Consider the following 22,815-nt stretch of genomic DNA (forward strand, 5'->3'; position numbering starts at 1 on the left):
TGGTCAGCTCCGCAGCAGCAGATGTTCGGCGTTGTCGCGCATGATGCGCCGCTTCGCCGCGTCATCGAGCGGGTCGAGGAGTTTGAGGAAGTCCGCCGGTTCGGCCAGCCCCTCGGCGTGCGGGAAGTCCGAACCCATCACCAACACATCGTCGTACCCCAGGCTGGAGACGATGCCCGGGATGTCGTCCTCGGGGTATGGCACGACGCGGACGTGCTGTCGGAAGATCCTGGACGGCCGCTCGGTCAGCTTGCCTCCGATCCATGGGCCGTTGCGGCCCATGCCGCGACTCTTGTCCATGTGCTTGAGAAAGAACGGCACCCACTCGGCGCCGTGCTCGGCGACCAACGCGTTGAGTTTCGGGAAGCGGCCGAACAGATTGTCGAAGATCAACGCTGAGAGCGTGTCTTCGATCGGGCGCTGACCGTAAATGTTCATCCACTGCCATGCCGACATGTGCCAGGACGCCGGGTCGGGGTTGTGCCCCCAGGCAGGCGAGATCGCGTTGAAGTACCAGAACGGCATGATGTGGTACACGAGCACGCAGCCGGCCTCCTGCAGCCGCGCGTAGACCGGGTCGAAATACGGATCGCCCGGCGACCGCCCGTAGGCGGGCCCGGTCGGCAGCATCACGAATTTCGCACCTTCAGCGATGATCGCCTCGGTCTCGGCGATCGCGGAGTCGAGATCCCGCAGAGACAACAGCGCGGTCGCATAGATGCGGCCCTCGAAGTCGAAGCCCCATTCGTCGTCGATCCAGCGGTTGAACGACCGCAGGTTCGCGTACAGCGCCGCTGTGTCGTCGACGTAGTGTTCGGCGGCCAGTGCCATTCCGCTCGGATAGATCACCATTCGTTCGACGTTCTGCTTGGCCATCACCGCGAGCCGCGCCGAACGTTCGACGTACTCCGGCTGCATGGGTTGCGGCTCGTAGGACTCCTCGGGGTTACCCGACCCCATCTGGCGGAGCATCTCCTTCAGCGAACCGGGGCGGTACGCCACATCCAGACCGAGGCCGCCCTCGCTGTTGAACGTCGCGACGCGGTGACCGGCGAGAATCACCTCAACGCCGTCGGCCCCCCGCACGGTCGTGATGGCACGGTCCTTGAACTCCGCGGGAAGGTACCTGGTGAAAGCATCGCGCGTCTCATAGCAGTGCGTGTCGCAGTCGAAAATGCCGTAATCAATAGTGGTCACCGCGCCGCCCCTTCGTGCGAGAATGATTATTCTCTCTTTCAGGAAAAGATACTATCCTCGATCGGTAATGCCTATCCGGGGTTGTCTCGATCTGATGTCGTCTCCGTGGGACCATTCGCCCCAGGAGAGGTTCACCGCGTCAGTGCGGAAGGAAAAGATGACTGCAGCAACGGTATTCGCCGTCGCCGCGGCGGGAGGTATCTATGTCCACCGCTGAGGTGGTCGATCACCGCGACCTGCGCGAGGCAGTCCGCGATTTCCTCACCGCCAGGTCGCCGAGCAGCGCCGTTCGAGCCGCGATGGATTCTCAGCCCGGCTACGACGAGCGGGTCTGGCGTGAGTTGACCGCCGACCTCGGCCTGGCAGCGATCGCCGTGCCCGAGGAGTTCGGGGGCGCGGGCGCGGGCCTGCCCGAACTCGCGGTCGTCTTCGAGGAGATGGGCGCGGCCCTGCTGTGCGCCCCGTTCTTCTCCACCGTCGCGCTCGCGATCCCGACGCTTCTCGCCAGCGGTGACGCGGCCGCAATGCGGGAGTATCTACCCGAACTTGTCGTCGGATCGAGGACCGCCACCGTCGTTCTGAACGGAACCCTCGATGCGTGGGAGCCGAACGCCGTCACGCTGACGGCACGCACTGACGGCGGCCACGACCGGATCGACGGAGTCGCCGAACGGGTCCTCGACGGTTACACGGCGAATACCGTTCTCGTTGCGGCAAATACGTCCGCAGGCATCTCGCTGTTCGCGGTGGACGGGAACGCCGACGGACTGGCCCGCGAACCGTTGACGACGCTCGACCGGACACGCAAGATCGCCAAGCTGAGCTTCGACGGCGTCGCCGCGCGGCTCATCCGCACCGACGGCGCCGTCGCGGCCGCCCTCGAGAGCGCACACCGGGTCGCCGTCATCGCCCTGGCCTCAGAACAACTCGGAGCGGCGCAGCGCTGCCTCGACATGGCCGTGGGCTACGCGAAAGAACGCATCCAGTTCGGCCGTGCCATCGGCAGCTTCCAGGCCGTCAAACATCGGTGCGCGGACATGCTCGTGCTGGTCGAGGGGGCGCGATCGGCCGTGCGGCACGCCGCCGGACTGCCCGAGGGTGAGGAGCAGGCGGTGGCGGCTTCGGTGGCCAAGATGGCCTGTTCGGAAGCGTTTCTTCAGGTCGCGCTGGACAACATGCGGATTCATGGCGGCATCGGATTCACCTGGGAGCACGACGCACACCTCTATGTCCGTCGCGCGAAAGCCACCCAACTGATTTTCGGTACTCCCGACTACCACGCACAACGCCTGGCGGACCTCGTCACATCATCAAGCCACTAGCCGGAAGGACGACCGTGACCGTTTCATATTCGCTTGAACTCCCCACTCAGCGGGTGGAGGAGGCATCGGAGTTCGTCAATGCCGAAGCGATCGCCGAGATTGCGCGCGCCGCCGAGTCCAGCGGATTCGCCGCTGTACACGTCACCGACCACCCGGCACCCGATGCCAAGTGGCTCGACCACGGCGGGCACCACGCCCTTGATCCGTTCGTCGCGCTTTCGTTCGCCGCCGCGGCCACCACCGATGTGAAACTGCTGACCAACGTCTACATCGCCGCCTATCGCAACCCGTTCCTGGGTGCGAAGTCGATTCAGAGCCTCGCCGTCCTGTCCGGCGGCCGCCTCATCCTCGGCACGGCCGCCGGCTATCTGAAGCCGGAGTTCAGAGCGCTCGGAATCGATTTCGACGCCCGAGGTGCGCTGCTGGATGAGGCGCTCGACGTACTGAGCCAGGTGATGACCGGCGATGACGTCGCCTACGAAGGGACATCGTTCGCCGCGCGCGGTGTCCGCCTGCGCCCGGTGCCTGCGGCCCCGCCCGTCTGGGTGGGCGGGAACAGCAAGCCTGCCGTGCGTCGCGCGGTGTCTCGCGCCCAGGGTTGGGCGCCGTTCAACACGTTCGGCTACGCGGCGGCGTCACGAACCGCGGAGATCTCCTCCATCGAGGACCTGGAAGCCGCGATCGTGTGGGCGAAGAAATACGCTGCTGAGGTCGGTCGAACCGAGCCGCTGGACATCTGTTTCTCTGCGGGCAACCTGCTCGACGACAGCAAGTCCTCCGACGAACGGCACGCCACCATCGCCAAGCTCGAAGCCATGGGCGTGACGTGGCTGACCATCGCCCCTCAGGGTGCCGATCGCGCCGAGGTGATCGATCACGCGCGGGCGTTCGCCAAGGAATTCATCGCATGAGGCTTCCCGTTGCAAACCCGTCGACACTGATGCGCCTGTGCGCGAACAGCCATCGGGCGTCGCGGGGCACCAGGACGTCTCGGTACCGGCCCCAATGGTCGAGTCCGATGTCTGTGTGCACCGCGAAATAGCTGCTCACTTCGACGCGATCGCGCGCCACCTGCCCGAACCGGATACTCGATACGTGGTGGCGGACGTGAGACACCGCTGGGCGCGCGGTATCCGGCTCCCCGGCGATGGCTGCGCCGAGACCCGCTTCGATCGCCTCTGGGCCCTTCAGCGGCTCGTCACCACCGCTGAACTCGAGGACGCCGTCGGGCTCGAAGCACTGTGCCAGCGCACGGAGATCGAACCGATCGGTGGCCGCGGTGTAGTCGGATAGCGTCTGCCGAACCGACTCTCGAACCTCGAGCTCCCAGGTGTCCATTTCTCCTCCGATGTAAACACAGTTGCCGCTGCACGATAACGTGTGTTCTCATGCCGCAACCACGCCTGCAAGACCTCCTCAATCCCGCCACGACCGCGCTGGTCACCCAGGAGTGCCAGGGCGGAGTGATCGGCCCGCAAGCCGGTCTACCGATGCTCGCAGAAGAGGCACGCCGCGAGGCGATCCCGAACATTGCGAGACTGCTCGATGCTGCCCGCGCGGCCGGGGCGACAGTGGTGCATTGCCTGATTCAGAAGCGCCCGGACAACCGCGGTTCCAACACCAACGCCAGGCTGTTCATGGCGGGTAAGTCTTTCGCTGCAGACCTGACCCCCGGAAGCCCGGGCGCCTCCGTGCTGCCCGAACTGGGTCAGGCGCCCAGTGACATCGTCCTCACCCGCCTGCATGGCGTCGGGCCCATGACCGGCACGGACCTCGACTCAGTTCTCCGGAATTTGAACATCAAAACTATTGTGGGCGTCGGCGTCTCGGTCAACATCGCCATCCCGAACTTCGTCATGGATGCGGTCAACCGCAGCTACCAGTTCGTGCTGCCCCGCGATGCGGTGAGTGGGTATCCACGCGAGTACGCGGAGTCGGTCATCGACAACACGCTGGCGCTGCTCGCGACGGTGACGACGACGGACGACGTCGTGCAGGCCTGGAAGGAGATCGGCACCTGAGCCGATATGGATGTCGCGAACGCATGGTGATAACGTCGTTCTCACTAGACGTAAATGCTCATATTCGCTGCTCTTAGGAGGTCGGCCACATGCCTACCCGGTCCCTGCCGTACCCGGTCTTCGACATCGACAACCACATGTACGAGACCACCGACGCGCTCACCAAGTACCTGCCGAAGGAGCACCGCGGCAAGGTCGGCTACGTCGAGGTCAACGGACGGTCCAAGTTGGTCGTCAAGGACCACATCAGCCACATGATCCCGAACCCGACGTTCGAGCGGGTGGCCAGGCCCGGCAGTGCAGAGGACTACTTCCTCGGCAACAACCCCGAGGGGCTGAACTTCCGCGAATTCATCGGGGAGCCAATGGATGTCATCCCAGCGTTCCAGGCGCCCGCACCTCGGCTGGAGCTGATGGACGAACTCGGCATCGACCAGTGCGTCATGTACCCCACGCTGGCGAGCCTCATCGAGGAACGCACCACCGACGACGTCGTCCTGACCCATGCGATCATCCACGCCCTCAACGAGTGGATGCACGAACACTGGACGTTCAATTACCGCGACCGGATCTTCGCCACGCCGGTGATCTGTCTGCCGCTGGTCGACGAGGCCATCAAGGAGTTCCGCTGGTGCCTCGAGCGCGGCATGAAGACCTTCCTCGTGCGGCCTGCGCCGGTCCCGAACCGGTTCGGGGGTTCGCGATCGATGGGCCTGCCGGAGTTCGACCCGTTCTGGCAGGAGGTCGTCGACGCCGGCATTCCCGTGACGTTCCACGCGGCAGACAGCGGCTACCAAAAGCACCTCATGGAATGGGAGGGCGGCGATGAGTACCTGTCGTTCAAGCCCAGCGCGCTGCGCGAGGTGGTGATGGGCTTCCGGGCGATGGAAGACACCCTGGCCGCCCTGATCTGCCACGGTGCGCTCTCGCGCTTTCCCGACCTGAAGGTACTCGTGGTAGAGAACGGCAGCGGCTGGGTGCGAAACCTTCTGCGCCTGTTGGACAAGGCCTACCGGACGATGCCCAAGGAGTTCGACGAGCATCCTGTCGAGGTGTTCAAACGCAACGTCTACATCCACCCGTTCCTCGAGGACGACATCAAGGGAATCATCGAGATCATGGGTGAGGACCACGTGATGTTCGGCTCGGACTTCCCGCATCCGGAGGGCATCGGCGACCCGCTGAGTTTCGTCGACCGCCTCGACGGCATTTCCGACACCGCCAAGGCAAAGATCATGGGCGGCAACGCTATCGAGCAATTGGGCCTCCAAACGGTCTCGGCGTGAATCAGGCCACCGGTTCGCCGACGGAGTACGACGGGATCGCCGCCTTCGAAGAGCACGTGGGCGAGCATCTGGGGTACAGCGAATGGCGCCAGGTCACCCAGAAAGAGATCGACCTGTTCGCCGAGGCGACGGGGGACCACCAGTGGATTCACGTGGACGCCGAGAGGGCGGCGAAAGGGCCCTACGGCAGGACGATTGCCCATGGCTATCTCACATTGTCGCTGGTGCCCGTTCTCGTCCAACAGATCTATAAGGTGACCGGCTTGTCGATGCAGGTCAATTACGGCGTGGACAAACTGCGATTCCCGGCACCCGTGCCGGTCGACTCACGCATCCGCGGAGGCGCCGAGTTGATCAAGGTGGAGCGCACCAACAACGGCGCCAGGGCCACGGTGCGGGTCACCGTCGAGGTCGAAGGCTCCGAACGCCCGGCCTGCGTCGTCGACACCATCGCCGCGATGGTCGACTAGGTCGTCATTGCGCCCAGCTGGGCAGCCGCGATTGTGCGGTTTCATACGGCGGGCCCGGCGCGTCGCGTATGAAACCGCACAACCGGCAGAAGCAGTTGCTCGCGCAGGGAAGTCAGGCGTTCAGGATCCGTTCGCCGATGACGCGCCGATCGCGCAGGGACGAGATCTCCTCGCCGGTAAGGCCCAGTGCGCCGAGTACCTCGTCGTTGTGTTGCCCGAGAGTCGGTGACGGGGTGCGGTGGTGGCGCGACGGCCCCGGCGTGATCCGAAAAGGCCATCCGGGGTACCGCTGCCGACCGGCGATCCGATGGTCCAGGTCTTCATAGAACCCGCGCGCGTCGAGTTGGTCGATGTCGTACATCCGGTCGGCCGTCATCAGCCGCTGCGCAGGCACGCCGCGTTGAAGCAAGGCTTCGGCGAGATCGTCGGCCTGCCGTGCGGCCGCGCACTCGGCGATCACCTCGTCGAACTCGTCGTGGTGGCGCAACCGTGCCTCCGCTGACGCGAATCTTGGATCCTCGCGCAATTCGGGGCGGCCGATCACGTCGGTCACGGCTGCCCAGTCAGCGTCGTCGCGCACCGAAATTGCGATCCAATCATCCTCTCCCGCAACGGCGTAGACGCCTTGTGTATAACGGCGGTGCCGGTTGCCCTCGCGTTCGCGCACACGCCCCGTCAACGAATACTCGATCACGGGCTCGGCCGTCACCGCCGCGCCGACCTCGATCTGCGCCACCTCGATCAGCTGGCCCTCACCGGTTCGGCGCCGGTGTTCGAGCGCTGCGAGGAGCGCCACCGTGGCATGGACACCGGCGATCGGGTCGGCCGGACCCTGCAGGTTGCACGGGGGACCGTCGGCGTAGCCGGTCACCGCCGACATCCCGGCGAGCTGTTCGATGTTCAGGGCCCAGCCGACGTAGTCCCGCCACGGGCCGTCGAGCCCGAACCCGGGCATGCGCACCATGACCACACCCGGGTTGATCTGGACCAGGGAGTTGTAGTCCAACCCGAACTGTTCGACCACCCGCGGCGAGAAGTTCTCGATCACCACGTCGGCATCGGCCGCAAGGCGCAATGCCAACTCCCGGCCGGCGTCGGTCCCGAGGTCGAGGGTGATGTCGCGCTTGTTGAGGTTCGTGCCCTGCCACAGCGGCCCGATCTCGTACCAGTCGTCGTTGTTGCGCAGTAACGAACCCGAATACCGATGCCCATCGGGCCGCTGAATCGACTCGACCTTGACGACGTCGGCGCCGAACGCGCCGAGATAGCAGGTGAGATACGCCCCGGCCCAGAACGTGCTGAGGTCAAAGACTTTCAATCCGGAGAACGGGCTTGTCGCGTCGCCGACATTCGCAGTGTCTCGTTCCCCGCGGGTCTCCCACTGCACGGTGGCCTCCGCGCCGAGACGCGGCGCGGGCCGCGACGCACCCACTGGCGTCCTCGACAACCGAAACGGCGCCCCTGGCCGTCGAAACCGTGCGTCCTCGGGTCCGCCGTCGACGAAGAAGCCGCGGTCGCGGTACTGCGGGCAGTCCTGGATCGATGAGCCGTCGTTGATGGGGGCGGCCGGAATCCGCATGGCCTGACTCAGCTCGACGAGATCGCCAACCGAGATCGAGTCCAGCCAGGGCTGCGCCTTCGCGAAGAACTCATCGCGCTCGGGCCCGCCCAACATGATCGCGAGCTGGTGTTCGCCGAATTCGGGGAGCCCCATCATCGCGCAGACGTCCAGCCAGTGCTGTCCGGTCAGACAGTTGATGCCGATCCAGCCGTCAGCCGCGCGGACGATGCCCAACATCGGTGCGGCCTTCGAGTTGGTCGGCAGCCCCATGCTTTTCAGCCGCTCGGCCAGCAGCATCGGATAGGGCAGCGTGCACAACAACGACTCGAACGCCGAGACGTCGACCTCCACGAGCCGACCCGGTTCGACGTCCGCGATGCGTAGAGCGGTCAACGCCGCGAGTGCCGCGTAGCCTCCCGCGATGTATTCGGGTATGCGCGCTCCGGCCTGCACGGGCGGTCGGCCGAACTCCCTGACGTTCACCCACCCCGACGCCGCCTGCAGGGTCAGCGATGTCGACGGCCGGTCACGCCGGGGACCGTCTTGCCCGTAGTCCGAGATCCTCACGACGGCGAGGCCGGGGTTGATCCGTTGCAACGAATCGCGATCCAGCCCCCAGTCGAAACGCTCGGCTGACCCAGCGGCCAGATCCTCGACCAGGAGGTCAGCCTGGGTGATTAGCTCGTGAGCTTGTTCGATACCCGCTGCGGTACTGAAATCCAGCGTCAGACCGTACTTTCCGGCGTTGAGGTACTCGAATAGTCCGCCGCCGGGCCCCCAGGCGCGCAGCGGATCACCCGTCGGCGGCTCGATCTTGCACACATCGGCACCGAGATCGGTCAGGAGCTTGGCGCAGTACGGCGCCGCGATGTCGCTGCCCAGTTCGACGACCCGCAGTCCGGCCAGGGCTTCGCTCACGCCGGAACCCCGATCGCCTTGGGCTCCATATACGCACGCAATCCCATGACCCCGCCCTCACGACCGATGCCGCTCTGTTTGAAACCGCCGAACGGAGCGTCGCCGGGGATCGTGCCGTTGATCGAGACCTGGCCCGTCCTGATGCGTCGTGCGATGCCGACGGCGCGTTCGATATCGGCGCCCCACACCGCACCGCCGAGCCCGTACGCCGAGTTGTTCGCCACGGCCACCGCCTCGTCGTCGCCGTCATAGCGCAGAACGGTCAGCACCGGCCCGAACACCTCCTCCTGCGCAATGTACGAATCGGGGCTGGTGTCGGTGAGAATAGTCGGCTCGAAATAGAATCCCTGCGAGTGGTTTTCGGCGCGCCCTCCGCCCGCCACCACCTTCGCGCCATCGGACTCCGCCCGTCGGACGAAACCCTCCACGCGCTCGAGATGCTCCCTGCTGATCAGTGGCCCCATGTCCACCCCGTCGTCGGCGGGATTGCCGACCGTCACCGCACGCGCCAGATCGGCAAGCCGGGTGACGACGTCGTCGTGCAGTGCAGCGGGCACCACGAGCCGGCTGGTGAGGATGCACGCCTGACCCGCATGGAGCGTGCACCCTTCGAACAACAGCCGTTCCAGGAGCTCGTCGGTGACCTCGACATCGTCGAGCAGAACCGAGGCCGACTTGCCGCCGCATTCGAGCAGGATCCGTTTCATCGTCCTCGCCGCGTCTGCCATCACGTCGCGGCCGACCGCGGAGCTGCCGGTGAAGCTCACCATGTCTACCCGCGGGTCCAGGGTCAGCGCCTTGCTCGCGTCGATGCCGGTGGGAGTGACGACGTTGACGACACCGGCCGGGATATCGGTCTCGTCGTCGATGAGCCGCGCCAGGGCCAAGCCGGCGAGCGGCGTCAGCGGTGACGGCTTCAACACGACAGTGTTGCCCGCGGCCAGCGCCGCACCCACTTTCATCACGTTGAGGGTGTGGGGAAAGTTCCACGGCGTCATGATCGCCACCACGCCGAGAGGTTCGTACCGCAACAGCGTGGTACCCGCCGCCCCCCATGCGTCCATCGGCGCCTCGGCCGGCTCGAGCGCGAGTTCCGCGGAGTGCCCCGCCATGAATGCGGGGCCGTCAACGTGGATCAGCCGTTCGTTTGCTGTGCAACCCCACTCAGCACGCGCGAGCGCGTAGATGTCGTCGCCATGGGCGAGCAGCGCGTCACTCAATTGCTGCAGGCACCGAGACCGCTCCTGCGGTGTGGTCGTCGCCCAGGGCCCGGTGTCGAATGCGGTTCGCGCGGCGGCGATCGCCTCTCCGACCTGCGCAACCCCGGCATCGGGCGCCGACGCGATGACAGCCTCCGTGGCCGGATCGACGACCGCATACCTGCCGCCTTCCGGTTTCACCCAACTGCCGTTGATGTAGAGGTCGTAGTCGTCGACGAGGGTGGATGCGGCCATCAGATCACTCGACCTTCCTGCTTACGGCTGCGGGCTGTCGAGTCGTCCCCCCGGGGGTCGAATGCCCGACATCTGCGCCTTGTGTGTACACCGGCGAGGCCTGCCGAGTCAACGTCTGGGGCGGTTGTCCTGCGGTGATGTGCATTGACACGGTGATCTTATGTGCTGTAGACACAGTTTGACCGGACATTTGCGTTTAATCTGTCCGATGACCGATGTGTTGAGGAGAGCCTGCGTGCCCACGGAATCGACGCCCCGACCCACCTCCGCTCACCCTCTGCACTCTCCGGACTTCTACGCCGGCGACCCGTACCCGGCCTACCGGGAATTGCGCGAGACGACTCCGGTGGTGTGGAACGACGTCACAAACTTCTGGGCGCTGACCAAATACGAAGACGTGCGCTTCGTCTCCGGCCATCCGATGTTGTTCTCGTCTACGCGCGGCATCACGATTCCGGATCCCAGCCAGCCCGAGCCCGTCCAAGAGGGCAACCTGATCTTCACCGATCCGCCGCGACATCGGCAGCTGCGCAAGCTCATCAACGCGGGGTTCACCCGGCGTCAAGTGTCGTTGCTGGAGCCCACGATCCGCAGCATCGTCGACGGCATAGTCGACGGCATCGACCCCTCCCGCGAGTATGAGTTCGCCGAAGAGATCGCGGCCCCCCTACCCACCCGGATGATCGCCGAAATGCTCGGCGCCGCACCGGAAGACTGGGAGAAGTTCCGCACCTGGTCCGATGCCGCCGTCGGCACCGCCGACCCCGACATCGAGCTGGACCACCTGGTGGCGCTAGGTGAGCTGTACGAATACTTCACCAAACTGATCGAGGCCCGGCGCTCCGGCGAGGTAACCGGACAGGACGATCTGTTGAGCATCCTGGCCGCCGCCGAAGTCGACGGGGAACGCCTCACCGACGCCGATCTGCTCAACTTCGCATTCCTTCTCCTGGTGGCAGGCAACGAGACCACCCGCAACCTGATTGCGCTCGGTACGGCGATGCTGCTGAATCATCCCGATCAGTTCGCACTGCTTCGTTCGGATCCGACACTGCTGACATGCGCGGTCGAGGAGATGCTGCGCTTCACCAGCCCGGTGACCCACATGGCACGCAGAGCCACCGCCGACGTCGAAATCCGAGGACAGAAGATCCGGGCCGGCGACACGGTGGTGATGCTGTACGGCGCGGCCAACCGAGATGAGGAGGTTTTCGGAGCCACGAGCGAGGAGTTCGACATCACCCGGAACCCGAACCCGCACATCGCCTTCGGCGCCGGTGAGCATGCGTGTCTCGGCGCTCAACTGGCGAGGCTCGAAGCCAGGATTATGTTCGAGGTGCTCTTCGGTACCTATCCGAGCATCGAGCTCACCGGGGACGTGACCCGCCTGCGCGCCACGATGGTGCCGGGCGTCAAACGCATGCCGGTACGCCTGAAAGCGAGCGTGTGATGGACTTCGACTACACCCCCGAACAAGAACGACTTCGCGCCGAGTTCCGGGAGCGCCTCGAGGCGGTCATGACCCCCGAGCGGCGTGCGGCGGTCTCCGGCCTGATGGAGGGCGGCGCGGGGATGACCGAGTGCAGGCGCGCGCTCGGCGAGGCCGGTCTGCTCGGTGTCGCTTGGCCGGTGGAGTACGGCGGACGAGGGCTGACCGCGCTGGAGCAGTACATCTTCAGCGAGGAGGCGCGCCGCGCGCATGCGCCGTTGCCGATGATCACGCTCAACACCGTCGGCCCCACCCTCATTCAATACGGCACCGAGGAACAGAAGCAGAAGTTCCTTCCCGCGATACTCAAGGGCACCGTTGACTTCGCGATCGGCTACTCCGAGCCAGGGGCGGGAAGCGATCTCGCCTCATTGCGAACGACCGCGGTGCGTGACGGCAATGAGTTCGTCATCAACGGTTCGAAGATGTTCACCAGTGGAGCGGAGTTCGCCGACTACATCTGGCTGGCGGCGCGAACCGATCCAGAAGCCAAGAAGCACAAGGGCATCACCGTGTTCATCGTGCCCACCGACTCGCCGGGGTTCTCGTGGAAACCCCTGCACACCATGCCGGGTGTGTCGACCTACTACACGTTCTACGACGATGTGCGGGTACCCGAGAGCGCGATCGTGCTCGGCGAGAACCAGGGCTGGAAGCTGGTGACCAACCAGCTGAACTTGGAGCGCGCCGCGCTCGGCAACCTCGGCGCGCTGGAACCGTTGTTCGCCAAGACCGTGGAATGGGCCAGGACCACGCCGCTCGACGACGGACGCGTCATCGACCAGCCGTGGGTCCAACAGGCCCTCGCGCGTGTCGAGGCGCAGGTCGCTGCCTACCGATTGTTGAACCTTCGGGTCAACAGCAACATGAGCTCCGGCGCACTCGGTATGGGAGAAGCCTCTGCGGCAAAGGTTTTCGGAACTGAACTCACTCAGCAGGTAGCCCGTGAGCTCCTCGACGTCGTCGGGCAGACCGGAACCCGGAAGGGCCCCGACGCGCCTCTGAAGGGTGAACTCGAAAGCGCTTACCGTCTCGCCGTCATCAACACCTTCGGTGGCGGCGCAAACGAACTGCAACGAGACATCATCGCCATGGCGGGTCTCGGAATGCCACGCGCACCCCGCGACATGCGAGCGTCCTGAGAAAGGAATCCTGCAGTGACCGACACAACGAAAGACGATTTGCGCGAGCGCCTCGACGCGCTCATCGGCAAGCCCACCGACGGTGTCGGCAAGCCGGTACGCGCGCCGGATCCGGTGAACGCCGCGATGATCCGGCACTGGGCGTACGCCCTGGGCGACATGAACCCGGCCTACCTCGACCCCGAGTTCGCGAAGAATTCCCGCTACGACGACATCGTGTCACCGCCGGTGATGCTGCAGACCTGGACGATGCCGCCACCAAAGCTGCAGGGCATCCACGAGCGCGGCGGTGTGCCGATCGAAATGAAGGGCGAGAATCCCCTGCAGTTTCTCGCCGACGCCGGCTACACCGGCATCATCGCGACGAACTCCGAGTTCGAGATCGAGCGCTATCCGCGAGTCGGCGATGAGATCACCTCCGAGACGGTCTTCGACTCGATCTCCGATGAGAAGAAGACGGCCATGGGCAACGGGTTCTTCGTCACATGGGTGACCACATACCGCGATCAGAACGGCGAAGTCGTCGGTCGCCAATGGTTTCGCACCCTGCGGTTCAAGACGGGCGGCGAGTGATCGATGGCCAGCAGACTCGCTCCCAGCATCAGTCCGTACACGGAATTCTTCTGGTCAGGGCTCAAGGAGCAGGAGCTCCGCATCCAGCGCTGTACCGACTGCAAGACCTTCCGTGTTCCGCCGCGACCGATGTGCGGTAGCTGCCAGTCACTCAACTGGGACTACGTCGTTTCCAGCGGACGGGGCACGGTCTACAGCTTCGTGATGCCGAAATACCCGCCGCTGCCTTTCCTCGAGTATCCCTACGTCGTCGCGCTGATCGAACTCGACGAAGGCGTTCGCATCGTGTCGAACCTGTGCGACATAGAGCCAGAGGCGATCGAGGTCGGAATGCCCGTCGAGGTCTTCTACGAGACCTTCGAGGCACTGCCAAGCGGCGAAGAGCTGGTGTTGCACCAGTTTCGACCGGCGCGCTGAACTAGAGGAAGCCACACATGGATTTCACCTTCACCGAGGAGCAGGAGACCGTCGCCAAGCTCGCCCGACAGCTCTTCGAGCACCGCGCCACACCAGAGCATTTGACCGAGCTCGAAGCGGGCGAGGTGCGGTACGACGCTGCACTGTGGGCCGAGTTGGCGTCGGCCGACCTGCTCGGAATCGCGCTGCCCGAATCCGTCGGCGGTACCGGCGGTGGTTTCCTCGAGTTGGGTGTGCTGCTCAGCGAGGTCGGGTACAGCGTTGCGCCAGTCCCGGTGTACGCGACGCTCGTCCTCGGCGCCGATACCATTGCCCGGCACGGCGATTCGGAGCTCCAACGGCGGTGGCTGTCCAGGGTGGTCGACGGCAGCGCCCTGTTGACCGCGGCGCTGGCCGAACCGGGCAGCTCGGATCCGGCCGTACCGCGAACCACCGCACGGGCTGACGGGCAGGGCTGGCGGCTCACCGGCGTCAAAGAGTTGGTGCCCGCGGCGCAGATCGCTTCGGCCATCGTCGTATCGGCCACGACGGACGACGGACCCGGCTTGTTCGTCATCGAAACCGATGGCAGCGGCGTGGATGTGACGCCTGTCTCCACGACCAACGGCGAGCCGTTCGCCGACATCGAGTTGACCGATGCCATCGGGTCGCGGCTGACTGAGAATGCCGATGCCGACATCGTCCGCGCGTTGTACAGCAGAGCCCTGGTGGGTTTGTGCGCGATGCAGGTCGGGGTCACCGAACGAGCACTGAAGCTGGCCGCGTCCTACACCAGTGAGCGTGAGCAGTTCGGCCGCCCGATCGGGTCGTTCCAGGCCGTACAACAACGTCTGGCCGACGCGTTCATCGACACCGAAGCGATCCGCTGGACCGCGTGGCACGCGGCCTGGCTGATCGCCCAAGGCAGGCCCGCCGAGCGCGAAGCGGCCATCGCCAAGTTTTGGGCCGCCGAGGCCGGCGCGCGGGTCGCCGCGTCCGCTCAGCAGGTACACGGTGGCATGGGGATCGACGTCACCTACCCCCTGTCCCGCTATTTCCTGTGGGCCAAGCAGATTGAACTCGCGCTCGGATCGGCGTCACAACAGCTGGCCCGCCTCGGCAATGCATACGCGGAAGGACCAAACCGATGACCTCTACCCTGAATCGCACCACCACGCTCGCGTGGAACGACGTCAACGTCGGCGACCAGGTGACGCCGCTGGACGTTCCCGTCACCACCACGCTGATCGTCGCCGGCGCCATCGCATCGCGTGACTACATGCCGGTACACCACGACCGTGACTTCGCCAATTCTCAAGGCTCCAAAGACATCTTCCTCAACATCCTGACGACCAACGGGCTGTGCGTGAAGTTTCTGCATGACTGGGCAGGGCCCGAAGCCATGGTCAAGAAGCTGTCCATCCGGCTCGGCGTGCCCGCCTATCCGAACGACCCGCTGCGGTTCGAGGGCAGCGTCACCGACAAGTCGTCGGCGGACGGCGAGGGGCTCATCGAGGTCACCTTCAAGGGCACCAACAGCCTGGGTGATCACGTCAAGGGCACGGCTGTGTTGAGCCTGCTCGAGGGTGTCTCGTGACCCGAAGACGACGACGAGCGAGGATCGCTGGGCCCACGCCCGAAGGGCAGGGGACGAAGCGAGGACCGGAACGAGGAGGAGTCGAGGCATGACTACAGACGGCATCGGCGGCAGCGCTGCGCTCGTCGGCATCGGACAGACCGAGTTCTCCAAGGAGTCCGGCCGGACCGAAATGCAACTGGCCTGCGAAGCGGTCAAGGCGGCCATCGAGGATGCGGGCCTGAGCCCCAAGGACATCGACGGCATGGTGACCTTCACCGTCGACGAGAACGAAGAGATCGAGGTCGCCCGCAACGTCGGCATCGAGAATCTCACCTTCTTCACCCGCGTACCGCACGGCGGGGGCGCCGCGGCGGGCACCGTGATGCAGGCCGCGATGGCGGTCGCGACGGGTGCGGCCGAGGCCGTGGTCTGTTACCGGGCTTTCAACGAGCGCTCCGGGTTTCGGTTCGGCGGCGCCGGACGTCAACCCGGCGTCACCCCGCTGTGGATGGCCCCGTATGCCCCGTTCGGATTCATGACGCCGGCGGCCTGGGTGGCCCTACACGCGCAGCGGTACATGACGACGTATGGCGTCACCAACGCCGACTTCGGCAAGATCTCCGTCATCGACCGCAAGCATGCGGCCAAGAACCCCGACGCCTGGTTCTACGAGAAACCGATCACCCTCGAACAGCACCAGGAGTCACGCTGGATCATCGAGCCGGTGTTGCGTCTGCTCGACTGCTGTCAGGAGAGCGATGGCGGGGTGGCGATGGTCGTGACCAGTGTCGAGCGGGCACGCGATCTCGCCAAGCCGCCAGCCGTGATCACGGCCGCGGCCCAGGGCGCCGCGTACGACGGCGAGGTCATGACAAGTTACTACCGTGACGACATCACCGGCCTCCCCGAGATGGGCGTGGTCGGCGACAAGCTCTGGCGCAACTCCGGATTGAAGCCCGACGACATCTCGACCGCGTTCCTCTACGACCACTTCACCCCGTTCGTGTTCACGCAGCTCGAGGAGCTCGGGTTCTGCGGACGCGGTGAGGCCAAGGACTTCGTGTCCGTCGACGAGCTTTCGCTGGGCGGCAGGATGCCCATCAACACCAACGGCGGCCTGCTGGGCGAGGCTTATATCCACGGGATGAACGGCATCACCGAGGGCGTCCGTCAGGTCCGTGGCACCTCCTACAATCAGGTCGACGATGTCGAACATGTGTTGGTGACCTCGGGCACCGGTGTACCGACCAGCGGCCTCATTCTGGCACCGGACCGCTGAGCGGTTAATGTCATGCGGTGGCGTCGGACATGACCCAATCGGTGGAGGTCGACACCCGGGATGTCATCATCTCGGCCGCCTTCTCCTGCTTCCGCACGCGGGGGTTGGCCAAGACGACCATCGTCGACATCGCCCGCACCGCCGACGTGTCGCGCAGCACCTTCTACGAGTACTTCCGGGACAAGGAGACGATCGTCGAAGCGTGCGCCGAAGCGGCGTCGCAACGGTTCTACCGCAACATGGCCAAGGCCATCGACCGGCACGGGGGCAGCACGCTGGAGGGGCGGTTGGTCCGCGCCGCGGTCTTCGTCGCCCAGGCGCGTCGGGTGGTCGAACCCGAGGCGTACTTCGACGCAGCGGAAGTCAGCCTCATGATGACCAAGAACGCCGCCACCCTCCTGAAGGAATGCGCCGATTTTCTGACCCCTTACGTGACCGCAGCCAAGCTGACCGGCGAGGTTCGTTCGGACCTTGATGTGGCATCTGCATGTGAGTGGTTCGCCCGAATGTTGTTCTCACTGTTCACGACTCCATCAGCGGTGATCGACATGCGCAGCGACGATGCCGTGGCCGAATTTGTGCGCGCATACGCCGTGAACGGATTTGTCGACAGCGGTCGACGCCGGCGCTAGCAGAATTCGCTCATGGACAAGCCGGACAGGTGCGACCCGCTGGAAATCTGTATTCTCAATTCTGAGTATTTCTGCTTCCGCCAGTACGCACCAGGAGGGTCAAGGTGAAACCCACCGTGGCGACCGCAACGCCGATGCCGACCTCGAAACGGACGGGACACCCGCCGGACCGGGACCACGCAGCGCCCTACAGGCTCGTCGTCCTCGCGCCTGATACGGCGGACGCGGTATCGGCGGCAGGCGGACTCATCGTCGACGCCCTACGCGCGGGCTGGCGCGTCGCGATCTACCTCGAGACGCAAACCCATGCACAGGCACTGCAAATCCTCGGTGCCACAGGCCATGCCCTGCCGCCCACCTTCGATATCGAATCGCATCGCCCGGACGCAGTCGTGTTTGCCGCCGCGATGTACCACCAGCATCGCGGAGTGCGCCGCTTCATCGCCGATGCCACGCGGCGGTACGGCGCCGACATGGCGTCATGGGGCGGAACCTGGCCTGCCGCACCCGCTTCCGCGGCCGACTTCAAACACCGCCTCAGCTCCGCCGCGTACGCCTTCAAGCACCATGCGCTCAAAGCGGTGGGTACAGACGCACCTTCCTCGGACAACGAAGCGTTCAGGGGTCGGCTCAACCGTCTCACCGCAGTCGAAATCGCGCTTCCGGATTGATGAACGCCTCAGCGCGTCCTGCGCACAGGGACATTCGAATAGCCGCATACGTTTGACATCGCCACCCGCCGGAGACCGTCGCGGTCAACCTCATACTCGGGGAGCAGGTCGAGCAGCGCCTCGAACGCGATCCGGCTTTCCATGCGCGCCAATGCCGCTCCCAGACAGCTGTGTATGCCGTAACCGAAGGCGAGGTTGAAGCCCATCTTGCGTTCGCGGTCGATGTCCACTCGGTCCGGATCGGCGAACATCCGCTCGTCGCGCAGGGCAGACCCCGTCACGAGCAACACGGCTGCATCTCTCGGGATCGTGGTGCCGTAATAGTCGATATCGCGTGTCGCCGTGCGAACCTGGTACTGCGATGGCGCTTCGTAACGCAGTAGTTCCTCGACCGCCGCGGGAATCCTGCTGCGGTGTACGCGAAGCTTCCGCCACTGATCGGGAAAGTCGGCGAATGCGACCATCGCATTTCCCACCAGCTTGGTGACCGTTTCCGCGCCGGCGCCGCCGAGCATCGTGGCGAATCCCGTGATGTCGACGTCGGTGAGCTTTTCGACCACTCCGTCGCGCTCGATCTCCGTCTCGATGAGACGGCTGATCATGTCGTCCTGTGGTGTTGCCCGACGCTGCTGTACGAGGTCGTAATAGTAGAGCCCGGTGTTCATCGAGGCTTCGTAGCCCTCTCTGGGAACGGCGATCTCACCGGGACGGCGTTCGAGAAGGAGATCCAGCCACCGGCGGATCTGGTCGCGGTCTTCCTTTGGCACGCCGAGCATGGTCGTGATGACCTCGTTCGGAAACAGCGCCGAGAAGTCGGCTACGACGTCGAACTGCTCCGGGTCCAGCGCTTCGATGCGTTCGTAAACCTTCTCGCGGACCATGTCTTCCAGCGCGGCGATCGCACGGGGGGTGAAGACGTTGCTGACCAGTCGCCGCATCTTTTGATGCTCCGGTGGATCCATCGAGATGATCACCTTCGGCACCGGGATGGCGTCGTCGTGAGCCTTGACCATGTCGAGCGTGGCGCCCTTGGCCGACGAAAAGGTCTCGTGGTCCTTCGTGGCGGGTGCCACGTCGTCGTAGCGCGTCAGCGCCCAGAAGTCCCACTTCTTGCTGTAGTAGACCGGCGCCTCGTCGCGCAGGCGGCGGTAGGTGCCGTACGCGCCGTCGAAGAAGTCCTGCGAGAACGGGTCGAATTCGACGGGCCGTCTATCGACCTCGCTCGAGGGCGAATTCACAGGATCGCTCCGGATTCCTTGAGTTCTTCGATGGTGTCCCACTCAATTCCGGCGTCCATGAGGATTTCCTCGGTGTGCTGACCGTGCTCGGGCGCGCCACCGGGAGTAACCGAGCGCTCGTTGAACTGAACGGGATTGGTGGGGAGCGCGAACGGCACGCCGTTGACCGTCTGGGTATGGGCCACATATCCGTTGGCTGTGACGGCGGGGTCCTCGCAGAGTTCGCCAGGGGTCTGCACAATGCCCCACGCGCCCGAGAGCGCTGCCAGAGTCTCCCGCCATTGCGCAAGCGTGCGCTCGGCGAACGCCTCGTCGAGCAGGGCGATGAGGCTGACCCGGTTCTCGAACCTTGATGCGGGGTCGGCGAATCGCGGGTCATCGATCAGTTCCGGAAGCCCGATCACGCGCATCGCTTCGGCGTAGAACTTGTCGAGTTGCAGCATCATCAGCTGGACGTAGCGGCCGTCCTTGGTGCGGTACGTCCCCACCAGCGGGTTGGGGGCATCCGCGTGCCCGAACTTGGGAATCGCGCTGCCGCCGTGAATCTGACTCACCGCCACGTCCGGGCTGAGGTTCCAGGCCGCAAGCCCGAGTAGCGATACGTCCACCACCGATCCCTCGCCGGTCGTCGCCTTCTTGTACAGCGCAGCGGCGATACCGCCGGCGATGGTCATTCCGCCGAGAAGATCGCCGAATGCGGGGCGTGAGCGTACGAGCTCATCGGCGTCCTCGGTCAGGACGGTGGCGATGCCACCGCGCGCCCAGTAGGAGACACCGTCGTAACCCGGCTTGTCGGCGTCCGGCCCCTTGGGGCCGTGACCCGATCCCCGCACGTACACGATGCTCGGATTGACGCGCCGGATGTCGTCGACATCGATGCCGAACTTCCGGCGGCGATCCGGCAGATAGCTGGTCAGAAACACATCGCAGGTCTTCGCCAGTGCGTGCACCACATCCCGGCCGCCCGGCGTGCTCAGATCTACACCGATCGATTTCTTGCCGCGATTCGGGATCTCGATCATGTAGTTGACCGCGCCACCACCTTCGTCGACGATCCCCATGGTGACGAGGCCACGCTGCGGATCACCACCGTCACGCGGCTCGACCTTGATGACTTCGGCACCCCACTCGGCGAGCACCGCACCTGCCGACGGCACGAATGTCCATGCGGCGACCTCGAGCACCCGAACTCCGCTGAGCACGTTGTCGACGGAAATGTCGTCCTCCTATTAGCGTTAACGGACATTTTCAGATTTGAGAATCACACTATCGTGGGGCCTCCATGAGCGCTACGGCCGCCGGGACAGGCGCTCGGGAAGCGTCGGGTCACCGCTGTCCCAGAATGCGCGCCAAGTCGGCATCCGGTGTGGCATCTGTGCGCGGAGCGGTACGTCAGCGGGCCACCGGATGAATTCCGGTCCGGGCCGCTCGGTCACGTCGACGGAGTACCAGGGATGTTCGCGCCGCCTGACGAAGTACCAGGCACCGTCGCGACGCTCGTAGACATCGTCGTATCGCATCGTGATCACGTACCAGCCGTCACCGTCCTCGTGCTCGGCCCGACAGTAGGTCGACCCGGTCGCGTGGTCGGCATCAATGAAATCGACCATATGTCCGCAGATCAGGTGGATGCTTCGATAGAACCTGCGCAGCACCTCGTCGTACCACCGTTTCAGGGCCGCCCTGCCGATGCCTTCCGTCCCGGCGGCAACGTCATCGACGAACAACCCCACCAGCGCATCGAGATCTCGCGCATCGAGCGCCATGGCGTAGCGACTGGGCAGTTGGGCGATCTCGATGCTGGACTCGAGCCGATCCACCCGGTCGGACATCGACATGGCTGGAGTCTAATCCCGTGGACTAAACAGCGAGAACCAATATTCTCGTTTTGGGTGAGGATGGCTATCCTGTTGAGGCTAGCCCGTTCGAGCGCAGGATTGCTAAGGACTTCACCTCGTGCCCTTCCCGACACTCACGCCAACGATTCCCGCCCTTGTCAGGTCGTCTGCGGCGCAGTTCGGAGACAAGCCGTTTCTCATCTCGGATGGTCACACGCTGACCTACACCGACCTGGACCAGCAGTCCGCGCGGTTGGCGATGGCGCTGCTCGACGAAGGCTTCGGAAAGGGCGACCACGTCGGCATCCTGATGCCCAACAGCGTCGAGTGGGCGATCGCCTGGTTCGCGACCACCCGTATCGGCGCGGTCGCGGTGCCGCTCAATACGTTCTACAAATCGTCTGAGCTGGCGTGGACCGCCCGTCATGCCGATCTACGCGCGATCCTCGCCCTCTCGAGCTTCCGGCACCACAGTTTCCTCGACCGCCTCGAGGAGGCGCTGCCCGGCCTCGCCGACCAGGGCAGTCCCGGCAGGCTGGCCGTGTCGAACGCGCCGTTTCTACGCACGATCGCGGTGTGGGGACGCTGCGACCGCCCGTGGGCGACGGCGCTACCGGTCAGCACCGCTGGGAGATATGACGACGACTTCCTAGGAGAGGTCGAGTCGTGCGTGACGCCGGCCGACGACGCGATGATCATCTACACCTCGGGCAGCACCGGAGATCCGAAAGGCCCTGTGCACACGCACGGCACGTTGGTGCGCCACACCTACAACCTGACCTTCGACTACGGCGTCACCAACACCACGGTGATGTTCACGGCGATGCCGTTCTTCTGGGTCGGCGGTCTGATCACCGGCATCCACGCGGTGATCCACCACGGCGCGACCCTTGTCACCCAACCGGCGTTCGACGCCGCTGACGCGCTGGAGTTGATCGAGCGTCATCGCGCGACCATCACGCTGGGTTGGCCGCAGCAAGGGAAATCGCTGGCCGAACACCCTGACTTCGCGCGGCGCGACCTCAGCTCGGTGCAGCGGACCAGCATGCCCGCCATGGTGCCCCCCGAACGACGCCCTGAGGGCCCAAATGCGCTGGGGATGACCGAACTGTGCGGTAACCACATCGGCGTCGACCCGTATCCACCGCAGCCAGCCGATCGCTCGGTGACGGGCGGATACTCGATCGAAGGGTTGACGCATGTTCTCGTCGATCCCGCGACGGGAGAGCCCGTGCCCCCGGGTCGTGATGGTGAAATCTGGGTACGCGGTTACTCGTTGATGCAGCGGCTGTACAAGCGTGAGCGCGAGGACGTGTTCACTCCGGACGGCTACTACCGCACGGGTGACTGTGGAGTCCAGTACGACGACGGCTGGATCAAGTTCACCGGGCGGTTGGGCGACCTGATCAAAACGAGCGGCGGAACCAACGTCACTCCGGGAGAAGTGGAATCGGCCCTGTCCGATTGTGACGGCGTTCTCGAGGCATACGTCGTCGGCGCCGAGGATGGCCACAACGGAACGATCGTGGCCGCGGCGGTGGTTCCGCGCGGCGACGCGCAGCTGGATGCCGAGGCTTTGCGGGCAGACATCCGCAGTCGCCTTTCGGCATATAAAGTTCCGAAGTTCATTTGGGTGACAGACAAAGAGTCGCTGCCGTTCACTGCCACGGGAAAGGTCAAGAAGTCGGACCTCGCAAAGCGGCTCAGTGATCGCTTGTCAGGGAGGTGAGCGCGGCAGGCGTCAGCGGT

At 64.9% G+C, this 22,815-nt stretch carries 22 protein-coding genes; 15 read left to right on the plus strand and 7 right to left on the minus strand.

Going from position 1 to position 22,815, the window contains the following annotated elements:
- Positions 1 to 3 precede the first annotated feature (3 nt).
- Complete coding sequence (locus A5759_RS00935; RefSeq protein ID WP_066847891.1) at positions 4 to 1,197, minus strand: amidohydrolase family protein; 1,194 nt, start codon at positions 1,195 to 1,197, stop codon at positions 4 to 6.
- Between the two features lie 203 nt (positions 1,198 to 1,400).
- On the opposite strand from A5759_RS00935, the gene A5759_RS00940 reads away from it, so the two are divergent.
- Both A5759_RS00940 and A5759_RS00945 read left to right on the plus strand, forming a co-directional pair.
- Positions 1,401 to 2,519: an acyl-CoA dehydrogenase family protein gene (locus tag A5759_RS00940; protein WP_068192722.1), complete on the plus strand. Its 1,119-nt coding sequence runs from the start codon at positions 1,401 to 1,403 to the stop codon at positions 2,517 to 2,519.
- A 14-nt stretch (positions 2,520 to 2,533) separates the two neighbouring features.
- Positions 2,534 to 3,430: a TIGR03619 family F420-dependent LLM class oxidoreductase gene (locus A5759_RS00945; RefSeq protein WP_068192725.1), complete on the plus strand. Its 897-nt coding sequence runs from the start codon at positions 2,534 to 2,536 to the stop codon at positions 3,428 to 3,430.
- Here the strand turns inward: A5759_RS00945 and A5759_RS00950 are convergent.
- Positions 3,420 to 3,857, minus strand: coding sequence for a nuclear transport factor 2 family protein (locus A5759_RS00950; RefSeq protein ID WP_068192727.1), 438 nt, complete (start codon positions 3,855 to 3,857; stop codon positions 3,420 to 3,422). The two genes, A5759_RS00945 and A5759_RS00950, sit on opposite strands and share 11 nt — an antisense overlap.
- Positions 3,858 to 3,907: 50 nt before the next feature.
- Between A5759_RS00950 and A5759_RS00955 the strand changes: the two genes are divergently transcribed.
- From A5759_RS00955 to A5759_RS00965, 3 genes are all read left to right on the plus strand, one after another.
- Positions 3,908 to 4,540 (plus strand): cysteine hydrolase, encoded by a 633-nt coding sequence (locus A5759_RS00955; RefSeq protein ID WP_068192729.1) that lies wholly within the window; start codon positions 3,908 to 3,910, stop codon positions 4,538 to 4,540.
- A gap of 89 nt (positions 4,541 to 4,629) precedes the next feature.
- Entirely contained in the window at positions 4,630 to 5,826 is a 1,197-nt protein-coding gene (locus A5759_RS00960; protein ID WP_068192733.1) for an amidohydrolase family protein, read from the plus strand.
- The gene (locus A5759_RS00965) at positions 5,823 to 6,296 is read left to right on the plus strand and encodes a MaoC family dehydratase (RefSeq protein ID WP_068192736.1); all 474 of its coding nucleotides are present in this window, start codon (positions 5,823 to 5,825) and stop codon (positions 6,294 to 6,296) included. Before A5759_RS00960 ends, A5759_RS00965 begins: the two co-directional genes overlap by 4 nt.
- A gap of 112 nt (positions 6,297 to 6,408) precedes the next feature.
- Here A5759_RS00965 and A5759_RS00970 read toward each other — a convergent pair whose 3' ends face one another.
- Positions 6,409 to 8,775: a CaiB/BaiF CoA-transferase family protein gene (locus A5759_RS00970; RefSeq protein ID WP_068192740.1), complete on the minus strand. Its 2,367-nt coding sequence runs from the start codon at positions 8,773 to 8,775 to the stop codon at positions 6,409 to 6,411.
- Positions 8,772 to 10,229: an aldehyde dehydrogenase family protein gene (locus A5759_RS00975; protein WP_068192744.1), complete on the minus strand. Its 1,458-nt coding sequence runs from the start codon at positions 10,227 to 10,229 to the stop codon at positions 8,772 to 8,774. Before A5759_RS00975 ends, A5759_RS00970 begins: the two co-directional genes overlap by 4 nt.
- A gap of 277 nt (positions 10,230 to 10,506) precedes the next feature.
- Between A5759_RS00975 and A5759_RS00980 the strand changes: the two genes are divergently transcribed.
- The 9 genes from A5759_RS00980 (at position 10,507) to A5759_RS01020 (ending at position 17,990) form a co-directional block, all read left to right on the plus strand.
- Positions 10,507 to 11,679, plus strand: coding sequence for a cytochrome P450 (locus A5759_RS00980; protein WP_068192924.1), 1,173 nt, complete (start codon positions 10,507 to 10,509; stop codon positions 11,677 to 11,679).
- Positions 11,679 to 12,860 carry an acyl-CoA dehydrogenase family protein gene (locus tag A5759_RS00985; RefSeq protein WP_068192747.1) on the plus strand — a complete coding sequence of 394 codons (1,182 nt, stop codon included), beginning with the start codon at positions 11,679 to 11,681 and terminating at the stop codon, positions 12,858 to 12,860. The genes A5759_RS00980 and A5759_RS00985 overlap by 1 nt, the downstream gene beginning before the upstream one ends.
- A 15-nt stretch (positions 12,861 to 12,875) precedes the next feature.
- A complete protein-coding gene (locus A5759_RS00990) occupies positions 12,876 to 13,433 on the plus strand; it encodes a MaoC family dehydratase N-terminal domain-containing protein (protein ID WP_068192750.1) in 558 nt (185 codons plus the stop codon).
- Between the two features lie 3 nt (positions 13,434 to 13,436).
- On the plus strand, positions 13,437 to 13,850 hold the full coding sequence (locus A5759_RS00995; protein ID WP_068192753.1) for a Zn-ribbon domain-containing OB-fold protein: 414 nt from the start codon (positions 13,437 to 13,439) through the stop codon (positions 13,848 to 13,850).
- A gap of 17 nt (positions 13,851 to 13,867) precedes the next feature.
- Positions 13,868 to 14,980: an acyl-CoA dehydrogenase family protein gene (locus A5759_RS01000; protein ID WP_068192756.1), complete on the plus strand. Its 1,113-nt coding sequence runs from the start codon at positions 13,868 to 13,870 to the stop codon at positions 14,978 to 14,980.
- A complete protein-coding gene (locus A5759_RS01005; RefSeq protein ID WP_064349368.1) occupies positions 14,977 to 15,426 on the plus strand; it encodes a MaoC family dehydratase in 450 nt (149 codons plus the stop codon). The genes A5759_RS01000 and A5759_RS01005 overlap by 4 nt, the downstream gene beginning before the upstream one ends.
- Positions 15,427 to 15,514: 88 nt before the next feature.
- Positions 15,515 to 16,687: a lipid-transfer protein gene (locus tag A5759_RS01010; protein WP_068192759.1), complete on the plus strand. Its 1,173-nt coding sequence runs from the start codon at positions 15,515 to 15,517 to the stop codon at positions 16,685 to 16,687.
- 29 nt (positions 16,688 to 16,716) lie between these two features.
- Positions 16,717 to 17,319, plus strand: coding sequence for a TetR/AcrR family transcriptional regulator (locus A5759_RS01015; RefSeq protein WP_068192927.1), 603 nt, complete (start codon positions 16,717 to 16,719; stop codon positions 17,317 to 17,319).
- Between the two features lie 104 nt (positions 17,320 to 17,423).
- A complete protein-coding gene (locus A5759_RS01020; RefSeq protein ID WP_068192764.1) occupies positions 17,424 to 17,990 on the plus strand; it encodes a hypothetical protein in 567 nt (188 codons plus the stop codon).
- Positions 17,991 to 17,998: 8 nt separating this feature from the next.
- Here the strand turns inward: A5759_RS01020 and A5759_RS01025 are convergent, their stop codons facing one another.
- The 3 genes from A5759_RS01025 to A5759_RS01035 form a co-directional block, all read right to left on the minus strand.
- On the minus strand, positions 17,999 to 19,228 hold the full coding sequence (locus A5759_RS01025; RefSeq protein WP_068192767.1) for a cytochrome P450: 1,230 nt from the start codon (positions 19,226 to 19,228) through the stop codon (positions 17,999 to 18,001).
- Entirely contained in the window at positions 19,225 to 20,445 is a 1,221-nt protein-coding gene (locus A5759_RS01030) for a CaiB/BaiF CoA-transferase family protein (RefSeq protein WP_068192770.1), read from the minus strand. Before A5759_RS01030 ends, A5759_RS01025 begins: the two co-directional genes overlap by 4 nt.
- Positions 20,446 to 20,517: 72 nt before the next feature.
- Positions 20,518 to 21,048, minus strand: coding sequence for a nuclear transport factor 2 family protein (locus A5759_RS01035; protein WP_082961905.1), 531 nt, complete (start codon positions 21,046 to 21,048; stop codon positions 20,518 to 20,520).
- 136 nt (positions 21,049 to 21,184) lie between these two features.
- Between A5759_RS01035 and A5759_RS01040 the strand changes: the two genes are divergently transcribed.
- Positions 21,185 to 22,795 (plus strand): class I adenylate-forming enzyme family protein, encoded by a 1,611-nt coding sequence (locus A5759_RS01040; RefSeq protein WP_068192778.1) that lies wholly within the window; start codon positions 21,185 to 21,187, stop codon positions 22,793 to 22,795.
- Positions 22,796 to 22,815 lie beyond the last annotated feature (20 nt).

Origin of the sequence: Mycobacterium sp. 852014-52144_SCH5372336, from assembly GCF_001665615.1 — a bacterium.
Taxonomy (GTDB): domain Bacteria; phylum Actinomycetota; class Actinomycetes; order Mycobacteriales; family Mycobacteriaceae; genus Mycobacterium; species Mycobacterium neumannii_A.

Excerpts from the sequence above, each read along its gene's own strand:
- A5759_RS00950 (WP_068192727.1), bottom strand. The coding sequence starts at position 3,857 with ATGGACACCTGGGAGCTCGAGGTTCGAGAGTCGGTTCGGCAGACGCTA.
- A5759_RS01010 (WP_068192759.1), top strand. The coding sequence starts at position 15,515 with ATGACTACAGACGGCATCGGCGGCAGCGCTGCGCTCGTCGGCATCGGA.
- A5759_RS00960 (WP_068192733.1), top strand. The coding sequence starts at position 4,630 with ATGCCTACCCGGTCCCTGCCGTACCCGGTCTTCGACATCGACAACCAC.
- A5759_RS00940 (WP_068192722.1), top strand. The coding sequence starts at position 1,401 with ATGTCCACCGCTGAGGTGGTCGATCACCGCGACCTGCGCGAGGCAGTC.
- A5759_RS00955 (WP_068192729.1), top strand. The coding sequence starts at position 3,908 with ATGCCGCAACCACGCCTGCAAGACCTCCTCAATCCCGCCACGACCGCG.
- A5759_RS00985 (WP_068192747.1), top strand. The coding sequence starts at position 11,679 with ATGGACTTCGACTACACCCCCGAACAAGAACGACTTCGCGCCGAGTTC.
- A5759_RS00995 (WP_068192753.1), top strand. The coding sequence starts at position 13,437 with ATGGCCAGCAGACTCGCTCCCAGCATCAGTCCGTACACGGAATTCTTC.
- A5759_RS01015 (WP_068192927.1), top strand. The coding sequence starts at position 16,717 with ATGACCCAATCGGTGGAGGTCGACACCCGGGATGTCATCATCTCGGCC.
- A5759_RS00975 (WP_068192744.1), bottom strand. The coding sequence starts at position 10,229 with ATGGCCGCATCCACCCTCGTCGACGACTACGACCTCTACATCAACGGC.
- A5759_RS01005 (WP_064349368.1), top strand. The coding sequence starts at position 14,977 with ATGACCTCTACCCTGAATCGCACCACCACGCTCGCGTGGAACGACGTC.
- A5759_RS01000 (WP_068192756.1), top strand. The coding sequence starts at position 13,868 with ATGGATTTCACCTTCACCGAGGAGCAGGAGACCGTCGCCAAGCTCGCC.